Raw genomic sequence first — 14084 nt, 5'->3', positions numbered from 1 at the left:
TATATCGACAAAAGGTGTCGCGTTTTAGTCTGAATACAACAACCACTAAGACAGACAAAAAGAATGACGACACCATTACTGCAAGATTTACAAGATCGTGGCTTGATTGCACAAGCCAGCGATTTGGAAGAAATTCAGACACTTCTCTCACAGCCACAAACCGTTTACTGCGGCTTCGATCCTACAGCTGGCAGCTTGCATATCGGCCACCTCGTGCCTTTGATTATGCTTAAGCGCTTTCAAGATGCCGGACACCAAGCTGTTGCCTTGATTGGCGGTGCAACGGGCATGATTGGCGACCCAAGCTTTAAAGCGACTGAGCGCAGTCTGAACTCAGAGGAAATCGTCTCAGGCTGGGTTAACGATCTTTCTAATCAAATTCAACAGTTGATGAACCACCAACTGACCAAGCCGATGATCATGGTGAACAACGCTGACTGGATGAAAGCGATCAATGTGATCGACTTCTTCCGCGATGTGGGTAAGCACTTCTCGATCAATACTATGGTCAACCGAGAATCGGTAAAACAACGCCTGCAACGACCTGACCAAGGTATCTCCTTCACCGAATTTAGCTACGCCCTACTGCAATCGTACGATTTTGCCGAGCTAAACCGTCGATACGGTTGCCGTTTGCAAATCGGTGGCAATGACCAATGGGGAAACATCGTCAGCGGGATCGATTTAACTCGTCGTCAAAATGGTGAGCAAGTATTTGGCTTAACTCTGCCGCTGATCACCAAATCCGATGGCACCAAATTTGGCAAAACCGAAGGCGGTGCAGTATGGCTAGATCCTAGCAAAACCTCTCCTTACGCGTTCTACCAGTTCTGGCTTGGCGCAGAAGACGCAGACGTTTACCACTTCTTGCGTTACTACACATTCTTGAGCTGCGAAGAAATTGCCAGCATTGAAGCGCAAGACCAAGCAAGCCAAGGTAAGCCACAAGCACAACGTATCCTCGCTGAGGAAATGACGCGATTTGTTCATGGCGAAGAAGGCCTAGCTAGCGCCGAGCGCATCACTCAAGCTTTATTCAGCGGTAATGTGCAACAACTGAGTTTGGGTGAATTAAAACAATTGGAGTTGGATGGTTTACCAAGCATTGAGAGCGCACAACAAGATTTGGTTGAGCTGTTGATTGAGTCGGGTTTAGCAAGTTCGAAGCGTGTTGCACGCGAACACATCAGCAACAACGCCATCAGTGTAAACGGTGAAAAAGTGTCGGCTGATAACCCAAGTTTGAGCTTCCCACTGTTTGATCAATATTGGTTACTGCAACGCGGTAAAAAGCACTTCTGCCTCGTGAAGCGTGCCGCGTAGTAACACTCGCAGTACAAAGCCCATAAAAAATTCCCCTCACCGCTTTCGTGATGAGGGGAATTCAAATTTGAACGATTTTAAGCCTAACAATAGGCAAAGGCGTTGCTTATTGCGTTCTTAAACGTTGCCAGTACTTTTCGTAAATCGCTAACGTTTCTGCGCCAACATCATTAATAAACTCGCCTTTTTTCAAGTCTTCTGATGAAGGGAAAATAGTACGGTTATTTTTCAACTCTTCTGGCAATTTGTCACGCCCAGCGTTCGTTGCCGACGCATAACCCAAACTGGTCACGATTTCCGCTTGGTTCTCTGATTGGTACATGAAGTTAATAAATTTATGCGCCAATGCTTTGTTTTTACTGCCAGACGGAATAGTGAAGTTGTCCATCCACAATACCGCGCCCTCTTCCGGCATCACGAACTTCAGCTCAGGCATTTCAACCTGTCCTTGGAATGCGTTGCCGTTCCATTGCATGCCGACCGATGTTTCACCGGACACGTAAGGCACTTGCGGCGCATCTGAGTTGTACAGTAATACGTTGTTTTTCAGCGCGACTAGAGAATCAAAAGCCTGCTCGATTTCAGCTTCGTCTTTTGTGTTCACGCTATGGCCATTTTTCTTCAACGCCATACCGAACACATCGCGGACATCATCAATCAACATGACTTGTTGTTCGTATTGAGACTCCCATAAGTCTGCCCATTTGGTCACTGGTTGCTCAACCATGGATTCGTTGTAGCTGATCCCTGTAATGCCCCAAATATAAGGCAGAGAGTAATCATTTTTCGGATCGTGCGCTTGGCCAAGTAAGCCGTCCATTGTGTCTTGCATGTTTGGCACTTGAGCGTGATCTATTTTCGAAAGCAGTCCTTCTCGACCCATTTTTTCAATGAAGTACGCAGAAGCAAAAACCACATCGTAACCAGAACCTTTTAGCAATTTTAGCTTGGTATACATTGATTCATTATTCTCAAAGGTCGAATAATTAATCGTAACGCCTTCTTGTTTTTCAAACGCTTTTAACGATGCTTCCGGCAAATAGCCACCCCATGCATAAACGTTCAACGTTTTGCTATCTGCATGAGCAAACATGCTGAGCACAAGAGCACTCAGCCCCAATCCTTTGATGATTAATTTCATGGTATGCAATCCAACCAGTCCAGCGACGCGCTGGGATTCGGGTGCATAATTAGGTAATTGTTACCCAATTGAAAGAAAATTTAATTAATCTTTAACAGCAAAAATATTTATCGAATTTATAAAATTAACGCATGTTTTTAATAGCGACTGTGCATACCAAAATGATGAGACATTCCATCTTCCATTCGACCTCCTTTCCAGCCACCAGAGCCGAGTAAATTAAGCACATCTTGAGCGGTATAATCGGCACCAGAAAAGAAATCATGCGCCACGTCTGAGCGTATTGCTTGCAACTCTGGTTGATTTTCCAAATCAAGATCTTGCGGATCCGCATATAGTGCCAACGCAATTTTTTGTTGGCACGCGCTTAACTCACTGGTGCTCGTCTTTACCTGACCAACCGAAAAATACTCACGACTGCCGTATCCCACCACCAATCTGGTACTCATTAGTTTAATCACTTTCTTAATGCGGCGACGTTGTATAAATCTCAACATGTTTTGTTATTCCTGTATTAAGTTGGCTATGGTCGTATTCTTTTGTTCGAATTAAAACACTCTGTTTTATCAGCGAAATTTCTCTAGCGCTTTTCGCGATGATCGGTTGTATAATACGATTCTGAAATATTTTGTTACGTTACCTCGGTAACCCCTGAGACTGCAACATGAACAACAGCAGATGGGTCGGCTTTATAGGCGGCACGATTGTCTTACTTAGTACCTTTATCCTCTTCGGATCTTCCGTCCACGCTGCTTGGTACCGAATCCCTGCGGAAGCCATTCATGGTATCGCCTTCACTTTGGCTTTTGGTTTAGGGTTAAACAGCCTGCTGGCGTACGCGACGGCAGTGATTACTCTTGCTGCACTATTCTACATTGGCTTTGTCGTTAGCTATCGGGTCCATCAGAAACTTAAATAAACTTCTGTCTCAACCTGAGCTTAATAACGGATACTTGGTAACTAAAAAGGGAGCAAACGCTCCCTTTTTAGTTATCAGCATGTAGATGTTCTATGCCCGCTTTAATCATTAAGGTGGCATACCCTCAACGACTGCTGCATACCTGAAACATCATCACCTAAATACTCAACCGTCATTGGAACCTTGGCCAACAGAGTAAAACTAGAGTCACTGAACCTTCCATCAGCATCACTCTCCAAATGAACAAAAAACGCAGGCTTATCCGCAATCAATGTAATTTTCCTCCCTTCAATAGAGACACCTATATTGGCTTTCGCTATCGGCAAGGTTTTTAGCTCGTGAGTACTAAACCATGTGTTGCTTATTCTGTCTTCACCGATTTGCGCTTCAACATAGAAGAAGCCTGACGTAAGTTCGTCCTTCTCGATCGATTCATCCAATTGCCACAAAATCGTATTGCTGTCTGCTATGACTGTTTGTTCTAAGCTCCAACATTGCTTTTCTTCCCCTTGCCAATCTACCCACTTAAGCAGTGCGTTGACGCTTGCGGACTCTTTGGCATCATTGAGCAAATGTAGGCTCAACTTGCCTGTATGCTCGGAAAATACCAAATACTGTGGCGCAAAAAATCGCTTCGCATGGTAGTGCAACTGCTTCCATCGACCACTGTATTCCAAACTAGACCAAGAACTGACAGGCCAATTGTCGTTGAGTTGCCAGTACAGCATGCCGCGACAAACTGGAGAAATGGCACGCCAATGATCGCATGCAGTTTTGATCGCGATTGCCTGCTGAACTTGACTTAAATACAGCATGCTCTCGAATCCAGAGGGAAAACGAAAATAGCGCGTGAACATCTCTGTGATAATACTATTACCTCGAGGGTTCTTCTGATGTTGTTCGAAAGTTGGGGATGTAATATTCCAGTCTTGCTCAGGGACAAACCGCTTAACTTCAGCAAAAGATGGCCAAGATTGAAAACCAAACTCAGAGCAAAAACGAGGATTCACGTCAAGGTAGGCACTGAATGATTTTCCTGAATGCCAAACGTCCCAAAAGTGCATATCGCCTTTACTATCATCATGCCACGCATCACCGAAATCCAGTTCACCATTACATGGGGAACTTGGCCAGAAACGGCGAGTGCTATCTTGCTCGGTAATCTCCTTCTCAATCATGCGGTTGAGGCGATCGTAGTTAACCGTGTATTTGACTTTACTGCGCTTAGATTCGTCATACCAACCAATAGCTCCAATCACTTCATTGTCACCACACCAAAGTGCGATTGATGGGTGCTTCTTAAGCCTCGGGATTTGGAATCTAAGTTCTTCTTCTACGTCTTTTAAAAACTCGTCGTTTGATGGGTACAACGAGCAGGCGAACATCATGTCTTGCCACACCAACAAGCCAAGTTCATCACAAAGGTTATAAAAGGTTTCACTCTCGTACTGACCACCGCCCCATACGCGAATCATGTTCATGTTGGCGTCAACCGCACTTTGCAAAAGGTTGCGATAACGTGTTTCGTACTCTCGCCCCGGCATTGCGTCAATAGGGATCCAGTTGGCACCTTTAGCATTAATCGGTACGCCATTGACGATAAATTCCATTGCAGAGCCGTGCTCATCAGCTTGGTTATTTAGGGTTAACTGACGCAAACCAATGTTGTGCGTTAACTTTTGCTCTCTGCAAGAAATGGTAATGGGATAGAGATACGCTTCGCCATAACCCGATGGCCACCAGCGTTGAGGCTCCAAAATGTGGAACTGGCAATGATAGTGACCACTTCCTTTTGTTTGAATACATTGACGCTCACCATTAAATTCAACCATCATTTCATGGCGTTGACTGTCCGTTTCCACTTCAACTACTACATCAAGAAACACACTCCCATCGGTTTGCCATTGCTGCTCTGTCGAGAAGCCTTTGAGCCAAAGCTCATTCACAATGTCGATTTGAATGGGGTCGTAAATACCCGATACCATCAAGCAAATGCCCCAGTCCCATCCGGAATGGCATTGTGTTTTGCGGATCAAGTTCATGTGTGGAATTTGGTTGTTGCCCATTGCCGATGGAATAGGAAATGGCAGTTTTTTTGCTCTTGCGATACCTTCTAAATCCACCCGAGCAAACTCAACCCGAATCGTGTTAGTACCTTGCTTTAAATGCGGTTTAATATCCACACGTTGCTGGGTAAACATGTTGCTGCAAGTTAGTGCTAACTCACCATTAACATAGAAGGTTGCCAAGGTATCTACACGAGTTAGCGTCATCCAAATTTGCTTGGCAGACAACGTAAACGCGTCGACGTCAAACTCACGTGAGATATGCCACTCACACTCTTCAGTCCATCGAGCTTTGTTTTCATTATCGGCAAAATAAGGATCTGGAATCTGCTCTGCTTGTAAAAGCGCCGACACATTATCGCCCGGAATAAACATTGGAATTTCAAGATTGGGACGCTGTGGCGAGGTAAGCATCCACTGCCCGTTAAGTTCGAAGTGAGCCATCGAGTTAAACCTTAGCTTGGGAAAAACATGTTTTCTCAATGTAATCCTGATAATCCCATGCAAAAACAAGGGAAATGTTAATTACATACGAAATGCGGTGCATTTCACGTAAAAACTCTTTCTTTTGATCTCTACCCAAAAATCAGCAACTTGGCTAACCTGTTAAAAATTAATCGAAATCTAAGGTTATATTTGCAACTTCGACATGTTAACATCATCGGCTTTTTGAACATCCTCACACTTTTCGTTGAAACGATGTGAGGGGAAATGCACGGCTTCATAGCCCTAAAAAGCGAAGTAATTATGTCAAATATGACGAATGCCGCCTCCCACACAGCGCCTATTCAGGATGCTGACTATTCTGCTATTCATCCCCCATCTTTACTCAAGCGCCTCGAACTCACCAATCCTGTCTTTTGGTTAAGTGGTAGCTTCCTCACTCTATTCGTTTTACTTGCTCTAACGAATACCGACTCTCTAACCGCAATGGTTAACACCGGCTTCGGCTTTGCTACTAAATATTTCGGAGCTTACTGGCAAGTACTGCTTCTTCTGAATTTCCTAATTGGTTTGGCTCTTGCGTTTGGTCGCACTGGTTATGTGCGCCTAGGTGGTCTAGCGAAACCTGATATTGATAACTTTAAGTGGTTGTCAATCGTACTCTGTACTCTACTTGCAGGTGGTGGTGTGTTCTGGGCCGCTGCTGAGCCTATCGCGCACTTTGTGACTGCTCCGCCTCTATACGGGGAAGCCTCACCGAAAACTGCCGCAATCAATGCCCTATCTCAGTCTTTTATGCACTGGGGCTTCTTAGCTTGGGCGATCCTTGGTGGTCTATCTTCCATTGTCTTAATGCACTTGCATTACGATAAAGGCCTGCCTCTTAAGCCGCGTACTCTGCTTTACCCTGTGTTTGGTGATAAAGCCATTAAAGGCTGGATTGGTGATGTTGCTGACGCATGTAGCATCATTGCCGTAGCGGCAGGAACCATCGGTCCTATCGGCTTCTTAGGTTTACAAATTAGCTACGCGCTAAACTCATTGTTTGGCCTGCCAGATACGTTCGTAACGCAAAGTATGGTTATTATGGCGGCGATCCTGATGTATACCCTTTCCGCACTGAGCGGTTTGAGCAAGGGTATTCAAATCGTCAGTCGTTACAACATCATTTTGTCTGTACTGTTAATTGGTTACATCCTGTTCTTCGGGCCGACAAGCTTTATCGTTGATGGCTACGTGCAAGGCGTTGGTCGTATGGTGGATAACTTCTTCCCTATGGCACTTTACCGTGGTGATACAGGCTGGCTAAGTTGGTGGACAGTATTCTTCTGGGGTTGGTTTATCGGTTATGGCCCAATGATGGCGATCTTTATTGCTCGTATCTCTCGTGGTCGTACAATTCGCCAATTAATCATGTCTATTAGCATCGCGGCACCGCTGATTACTTGCTTCTGGTTTAGTATCGTTGGTGGCAGTGGCCTTGCGTTTGAACTTGATAACCCTGGTTTGATTTCATCTGCGTTTGAAGGCTTTAACTTGCCCGCAGCACTGCTAGCGATTACTGGTGAATTACCTTACCCAATGATCATTTCGGTTCTGTTCCTGATCTTAACGACAACATTTATCGTGACGACGGGTGACTCGATGACTTACACAATCAGTGTAGTGATGACGGGCTCAACAGAACCAAACGCAGTGATTCGCTCGTTCTGGGGGCTGATTATGGGTATTGTCGCTATTGCGCTTATCTCAATGGGCTCTGGTGGTATTTCTGCATTGCAGTCTTTCATTGTAATTACTGCCGTGCCTGTGTCTTTCATTTTGCTGCCAAGCATTTGGAAAGCACCCGGCATTGCAAGCAGAATGGCAAAAGAGCAAGGCCTCGTTTAAACCGCCTCTCTAACCAATATGCGAAAAAGAGCCCTTCATTGGGCTCTTTTTAATTCTGCGCTTTATCCTACACTATCAATGCGAATCATCACTGCGTCTGGACGCCAATACTCGAATTCGCAGTCCATTAAATGCCCATCTTGTTTGTAGTTTACCCGCCGAATTTTCAGAACGGGTTGTCCTTCAGCTAGGTTCAACGCCTTAGCGGCATGAGCAGGAGCTGACGTGGGAATCACATCAAAACGAGAGCGCTTTGTCTCGTAACCATACTTCTCACGATAAATGCCCGTCAGGGACATGGTGAGGTTCTCAGACAATATACCCTCAAACAGTGCCGCTTTGAGCACGTTCTCAACAAACAATACCGCTCGCCCATCAATAAAACGTAACCGTTCAATCACATAAATTGGGGTAATTCGCTCAACCTCTAACGATTTGGCATACTCACCTGCGGCCATTTCACTTCGCACGTTGAGTAGCTTAGTTTCTGCAATACGATGCTGCTCTCGAATCATCTGATGGAAGTGAGAACGAGACAACGGGTTGTAACAGATACGCTCAGGAGATACATACCAACCCCGGCGCTCTTCTCGATAAATAAGACCTTCCGTTTCCAAAGACACCAACGCATCTTTGATAGTGATTCGAGTCGTAGAAAACAGCTCACTGAGCTCTCTCTCTGACGGCAGTTTTTGTCCTTCCGACATGATGCCGGAAAGAATCTGCTGTTTTAAGCTGCTTCTAATTTTTCCTAATTGGGTACCAAATTGTCCGGTGCCTGTCGCTCTCATTCTGATCTAGTCCAAGGATAATTTGACGAATAACATAAGGCGTTTACGTAACAAAAATATGACATTAATCAACAGAACACATACTGAACGTATGAAATATAAGTGCCATATAAAATCAGCAAAACTGTCAAATTACTTGCGCTAAATCGTCACATTCCATCCATAGCATACAAAGCGAACTTACTGACCTAGTCCAGAAGGATGGAGACAATGAAAACTTTGCTAAGTCGTTCAATTACCGCACCAGCGGCAATCATTGCGGTAACGCTCGCTACGCCAACAGTAGCGAAAGAAGCCGATATTGAATCTTTGGTAGCAGCAGCACAAAAAGAAGGGGCGGTTTACAGTGTGGGTATGCCTGACAGTTGGGCAAACTGGAAAGACACTTGGGCTGATTTAAAGTCAAATTACAACCTTAAGCACCAAGACACGGATATGAGCTCGGCTCAAGAAATCGCAAAATTCGAAGCTGAGAAGAAAAACGCGACCGCAGACATTGGTGACGTAGGCTTTGCCTTCGCACGTGTAGCGGTTAAAAAAGGCGTCACTCAGCCATATAAACCAACAACTTGGAATGACATCCCAGATTGGGCAAAAGACGAAGATGGTCATTGGGCACTTGCTTACACTGGCACTATTTCTTTTATCTCCAACAATAACCTCGTAAAAGACGCGCCAAAAACGTGGGATGACCTATTAAAAGGCGACTACAAAGTGACCGTAGGTGACGTAGGCGTAGCAGCACAGGCAAACAACGCGGTTCTCGCCGCAGCGTTCGCCAACGGTGGGGACGAATCCAACCTCAAGCCTGCGCTCAAATTCTTTTCTGAACTCGCGAAGCAAGGTCGTCTTTCATTTACCGATCCGAACATCGCCAACCTAGAAAAAGGCGAAGTTGAAGTGGCGATCATGTGGGACTTCAATGCATTGAACTACCGCGACAAAATTGACCGCGACCGCTTTACAGTGAGCATTCCTCAAGATGGCTCTGTGATTTCTGGTTATACAACCATAATCAATAAATACGCGAAGAACCCTAATGCAGCAAAGCTTGCTCGTGAATACATCTTCAGCGATCAAGGGCAAATCAACTTAGCAGAAGGTTATGCGCGTCCAATCCGCACCAACATCACACTGCCTCAAGCAGTGCAAGACAAGCTAATTGCTAATGACCAATACAGCAATGTTCACCCAGTGACTGACTTCTCAGCTTGGGAAAAGTCCGCACGTAAGCTGCCACGTCAATGGCAAGAAAGTGTCTTAATCCACCAGCAATAAGAGTAAGTCGTTATGAGCAATAAGGTCATCCTTGTTGTTCTAGATGGACTGAACTATCAGGTAGCCCGTGATTGCATGGGCTACCTCAATGGTCTTCTAGAACAAAGTCGTTCCCAACAAGAAACTCGCGCAACGCTTTATCCTGTGCAGTGTGAGCTGCCCTCTATGTCTCGCCCACTTTATGAGTGCATTTTAACGGGCGTTCGCCCTGTAGAAAGCGGCATCGTAAACAACAATATCGTTCGTCTATCCAAACACGATTCCATTTTCAGTTTGGCAAAAGCCCAAGGAAAAGTGACCGCTGCGGCTGCCTACCACTGGGTAAGTGAGCTTTATAATCGCGCGCCATTTGAACCTGTTCGCGATCGTTTCACGCATGATGAAACCCTGAATATCCAGCACGGCTGCTTTTACCATTGGGATCATTATCCTGATGAAGCCTTGTTCCTGGACGCAGAGTATTTACGTCGAAACTATCAACCTGATTTCTTATTGATCCATCCGATGAATATCGACGATACAGGACATAAGTTTGGCCTAGACTCTCGCCAATACCGCAATTGTGTGCGAGGTGCAGACATTATTCTTTCCAACTACATCGATCAATGGCTTGCTGATGGGTATCAAATCATTGTGACCAGCGATCATGGCATGAACAACGATCTTTCTCACGGTGGGATTTTACCTGAAGAGCGAGAAGTTCCCCTGTTTGTCATTGGTGATAAGTTTACCCATCAAGATTGTCATATTAAGCAAACTGATATTTGTGGCACCGTTTGTCAATTGCTAAACCTTGACCACACGAAGCCATACACTCAGGAATTGTTAGCACTATGAGCAGTTCAGTCCTCTCCCCAAGCTCTAGCGAATCACGTTCAAATTTGGCAAGTACTTGGTTAAAGCGCTTTAAGCCAGCCATTTGGTTGGCACCTTTCGCACTGTTTTTCTATCTATTTCAACTCGCACCGATGATTTGGGTGCTGTTAAACAGCTTTATCTACGATGGCGAGTTTGCCTTCGATAACTACATTGAAGTGCTCGACTCCGCCTTTATGATGCAGGCGTTTGGCAACAGTTTGTGGTTAGCTGTGTGGTCGAGCATTTTTGGCTTAGCCATTGCGACTCTGTTGGTCTCTTCTCTGCGCAGAGTCGATTCTAAAGTCCGCGACGGTGTGATTGCGTTTACGAACATGAGCAGCAACTTTGCAGGCGTACCTCTGTCATTCGCTTTTATTATTATTTTGGGCACCAATGGGGCGATTACCCTTTTGCTCAAGCAGTATGGCTTACTCGGTGATTTCGACCTTTATGGTAAATGGGGCCTGCTGGCAATTTACATCTACTTCCAAATCCCGCTGGCGGTGTTGTTGCTCTACCCTGCGTTCGATGCGTTGAGTGATGATTGGCAAGCAGCTGCTGCGCTACTGGGAGCCAAAACATCACAGTATTGGGCGAAAATCGCTCTGCCAGTGCTCTCACCAGCCTTATTCGGTACCTTTATTATCTTAATAGCCAACGCAATCGGCGCATATGCGAGTGTTTATGCGCTGACCTCCGGTAACTATAACGTCATCACAATTCGAATTGCGAGTCTGGTATCGGGAGACCTGTTCCTTGAACCTAATCTCGCCGCTGCAATTTCGGTGATTCTAATGGCGTTACTTGCCTTTATCACAGTGATTAACCAATGGCTCATTTCGAAAAGCTATGCAGGTAGGAAGTAGTCATGAACAACGTTAATACTCGATTCCATAAAACGGTGGTTTATTCCATTGTTGGGATCATGCTCATCCCGATTTTAGCGACCTTTGTCTATTCGCTTTCATCACGCTGGGGTGCCACGGTGCTTCCAGATGGTTTCACTTTTGATTGGTACGTTAAATTGCTGACCGACCCACGCTTTTTGCAAGCATTTGGGCGTTCGCTGTTTATTTGTATTGCTTCGCTAACCCTCAGTGTGATTCTAGTTCTGCCAGCGATATTCGTGGTGTTTTACTACTTTCCAAGGCTCGATAAGCTCATGAACGTATTGATTTTGCTACCATTCGCTGTACCACCAGTGGTGTCCTCCGTCGGCTTGCTTCAACTTTATGCTGACAGTGAAATCTCCCTTATCGGTACTCCTTGGATTCTAGTAGGTACTTACTTCACCATCGCGTTACCGTTCATGTATCGTGCGATTTCTAATAGCTTCGAAGCAATTAACCTTAACGATTTAATGGACGCTGCACACTTGCTAGGAGCAAGCACAACCAAAGCGTTTTTGATGGTCATTTTACCTAACCTCAAAAAAGGACTGATGGCATCGCTTTTCCTTTCATTTTCATTTCTATTGGGAGAGTTTGTGTTCGCCAATATTTTAGTCGGCACACGTTATGAAACCCTGCAAATCTACTTGTATAACATGCGTCAGACGAGCGGCCACTTTACGTCTGCCTTAGTGATGACCTACTTCCTATTTATTTTTTTACTGACTTGGTTGGCAAGTCGTTTCAGCCGAGGAGTCAAACAATGAGCTACGTAACAGCGAAAAATCTGACTAAACGTTTTGGTGATAACACCGTATTTGAGGACATTCACTTTAACATCGAGCAAGGTGAATTCATTACGCTTTTGGGCCCTAGCGGTTGTGGTAAATCGACACTACTTCGCAGCCTTGCTGGGCTTAACCCTGTCGATGGAGGCGAGATTTGGGTAAACGGAGAAGATATCACGCATCAAGTCCCGCAAGAGCGTGGTATTGGGATGGTCTTTCAATCGTATGCGCTGTTTCCCAATATGACCGTCGAAGGCAACATTGCATTTGGCTTAAAAATGAAAAAGCTTGCGAATGATGATATTCGACGTGAAGTGGCTAAAGTCATCAAACTGGTGGATCTGGCAGGTAAAGAAAAACACTATCCGCATCAACTTTCTGGCGGTCAGCGCCAGCGTGTCGCACTCGCTCGAGCGTTGGTGGTGAAACCTCGCATATTATTGCTTGATGAGCCACTTTCTGCGCTTGATGCCAAAATCCGCAAACACCTTCGTCAGCAAATCCGAGACATTCAGAAAGAGATGAATCTCACCACTATCTTCGTAACTCATGACCAAGAAGAGGCGATGATTATGTCTGATCGTATCTTCCTAATGAGTAAAGGGGAAATTGTTCAAGCAGGAACACCTGAAGAAATTTATACTCATCCTGCTAACGAGTTTGTGGCCGGTTTCATGGGGCACTACAACCTTGTAGAGGCCAATAAAGCCAAGCAACTCTTCAACATTGATACCGAATGGAAAGTAGCGATTCGCCCAGAGTCTATATATGTAAAAGAGCAAGGTCGTCAATATGATAGCCACATCTCAGCGCCACAAGTAGGTACGATCACCAACCACCAGCTTCTAGGTAATGTTATTCGCTATCAAGTGAACGTTGAAGAGTGTGAGCTCACTGTTGACTTGCTTAACCGCTCTTCAGAACGCTTACTAGCGAATGGCAGCCAACTAGAGCTACTCTTTAACCTAAACGAAATTCAACCAGTGAGAGCCTAAACATGTCCAAACCTTTGTATGTTTTTGATATGGATGAAACCCTAATAAACGCTGACTGCGCAATGATTTGGAACGAGTTTATGGTTGATAGAGGCATCGCGACTGATCCTTTATTTATTATGGAAGATCAGCGTCTAATGGCCTTGTACTCTGAAGGCAAAATGGACATGGAAGATTACCTAGCGTTCTCCATGAAGCCACTAGAAAACATGCCGATTGAAGAAGTAAACGCCTTGGTTGAAGAATGTGTTGAAAGCCATATTCTGGCTAAACAGTTTCCTCAAGCCAAAACCCTGATTGAGCAACTGTCTCGTGATGGTATAGATATGGTTATCATCTCTGCCAGCGTCACTTTTTTGGTGGAAGCCGTTGGTCGCCGTCTTAATATTCCAACCGCACTCGGAATTGATTTAATCGAGAAAAACAACCGTTATACTGCTGAAATCGACGGTATTCCGAGTTATCGTGAAGGCAAAGTCACGCGATTAAAACAGTGGCTAGAAAATCAGCCTGAGCCTTATTCCGAAATCCATTTCTATACCGATTCAATCAACGATTTACCGCTTTGTGAATACGCGAACTACGCTTATCTGGTAAATCCATGCCCACAACTAAAAGAACACGCCAACAGACCGAATTGGAGTGTGTTAAGTTGGGGGTGATCCAGCCTCAAAAGGCCGTTCTTCCTAAGTAAATACTTT

Annotated in this window: 13 protein-coding genes; 9 read left to right on the top strand and 4 right to left on the bottom strand. The window is 45.1% G+C overall.

The genetic code is table 11. The features are described from left to right. The first annotated feature begins 63 nt into the window (after window positions 1-63). Window positions 64-1323 (top strand): tyrosine--tRNA ligase, encoded by a 1260-nt coding sequence (gene tyrS / locus R7Z47_RS05020; protein WP_054577720.1) that lies wholly within the window; start codon window positions 64-66, stop codon window positions 1321-1323. Window positions 1324-1429: 106 nt separating this feature from the next. On the opposite strand, the gene R7Z47_RS05015 is transcribed toward tyrS, so the two are convergent. Together R7Z47_RS05015 and R7Z47_RS05010 are read right to left on the bottom strand one after the other, a co-directional pair. Then, on the bottom strand, window positions 1430-2464 hold the full coding sequence (locus R7Z47_RS05015) for a PotD/PotF family extracellular solute-binding protein (RefSeq protein ID WP_017633571.1): 1035 nt from the start codon (window positions 2462-2464) through the stop codon (window positions 1430-1432). A 137-nt stretch (window positions 2465-2601) separates the two neighbouring features. Further along, entirely contained in the window at window positions 2602-2961 is a 360-nt protein-coding gene (locus R7Z47_RS05010) for a DUF6559 family protein (protein ID WP_017819807.1), read from the bottom strand. Window positions 2962-3128: 167 nt separating this feature from the next. Here R7Z47_RS05010 and R7Z47_RS05005 point away from each other — a divergent pair, with 167 nt between their 5' ends. Further along, window positions 3129-3383, top strand: coding sequence for a hypothetical protein (locus R7Z47_RS05005; protein ID WP_005387084.1), 255 nt, complete (start codon window positions 3129-3131; stop codon window positions 3381-3383). Window positions 3384-3484: 101 nt separating this feature from the next. Here R7Z47_RS05005 and R7Z47_RS05000 read toward each other — a convergent pair whose 3' ends face one another. Further along, window positions 3485-5893 (bottom strand): beta-mannosidase, encoded by a 2409-nt coding sequence (locus R7Z47_RS05000; RefSeq protein ID WP_318129876.1) that lies wholly within the window; start codon window positions 5891-5893, stop codon window positions 3485-3487. Window positions 5894-6196: 303 nt separating this feature from the next. On the opposite strand from R7Z47_RS05000, the gene R7Z47_RS04995 reads away from it, so the two are divergent. Then, on the top strand, window positions 6197-7783 hold the full coding sequence (locus R7Z47_RS04995) for a BCCT family transporter (protein ID WP_005373846.1): 1587 nt from the start codon (window positions 6197-6199) through the stop codon (window positions 7781-7783). A 62-nt stretch (window positions 7784-7845) separates the two neighbouring features. Here R7Z47_RS04995 and R7Z47_RS04990 read toward each other — a convergent pair whose 3' ends face one another. After that, window positions 7846-8574, bottom strand: coding sequence for a UTRA domain-containing protein (locus tag R7Z47_RS04990; RefSeq protein WP_318129873.1), 729 nt, complete (start codon window positions 8572-8574; stop codon window positions 7846-7848). Window positions 8575-8784: 210 nt separating this feature from the next. On the opposite strand from R7Z47_RS04990, the gene R7Z47_RS04985 reads away from it, so the two are divergent. From R7Z47_RS04985 to R7Z47_RS04960, 6 genes are read left to right on the top strand one after another with little or no spacing between them, the layout of a single operon-like run. Then, window positions 8785-9852: an ABC transporter substrate-binding protein gene (locus R7Z47_RS04985; RefSeq protein WP_005373851.1), complete on the top strand. Its 1068-nt coding sequence runs from the start codon at window positions 8785-8787 to the stop codon at window positions 9850-9852. 12 nt (window positions 9853-9864) lie between these two features. Next, window positions 9865-10689 (top strand): alkaline phosphatase family protein, encoded by an 825-nt coding sequence (locus R7Z47_RS04980; RefSeq protein ID WP_054577716.1) that lies wholly within the window; start codon window positions 9865-9867, stop codon window positions 10687-10689. Continuing rightward, window positions 10686-11576 (top strand): ABC transporter permease, encoded by an 891-nt coding sequence (locus tag R7Z47_RS04975; protein WP_017633568.1) that lies wholly within the window; start codon window positions 10686-10688, stop codon window positions 11574-11576. The genes R7Z47_RS04980 and R7Z47_RS04975 overlap by 4 nt, the downstream gene beginning before the upstream one ends. 2 nt (window positions 11577-11578) lie before the next feature. Next, complete coding sequence (locus tag R7Z47_RS04970; protein WP_005373859.1) at window positions 11579-12367, top strand: ABC transporter permease; 789 nt, start codon at window positions 11579-11581, stop codon at window positions 12365-12367. Then, window positions 12364-13383 carry an ABC transporter ATP-binding protein gene (locus R7Z47_RS04965; RefSeq protein ID WP_005373862.1) on the top strand — a complete coding sequence of 340 codons (1020 nt, stop codon included), beginning with the start codon at window positions 12364-12366 and terminating at the stop codon, window positions 13381-13383. Before R7Z47_RS04970 ends, R7Z47_RS04965 begins: the two co-directional genes overlap by 4 nt. A 2-nt stretch (window positions 13384-13385) precedes the next feature. Next, window positions 13386-14045, top strand: coding sequence for an HAD family hydrolase (locus R7Z47_RS04960; protein WP_005373864.1), 660 nt, complete (start codon window positions 13386-13388; stop codon window positions 14043-14045). Window positions 14046-14084: the final 39 nt, after the last annotated feature.

The organism is Vibrio sp. 1641 (assembly GCF_033339995.1).
GTDB classification, from domain to species: domain Bacteria; phylum Pseudomonadota; class Gammaproteobacteria; order Enterobacterales; family Vibrionaceae; genus Vibrio; species Vibrio alginolyticus.
The sequence above is the reverse complement of the archived record's forward strand: the minus strand, read 5'-3'. Positions and strand labels throughout refer to the sequence as shown.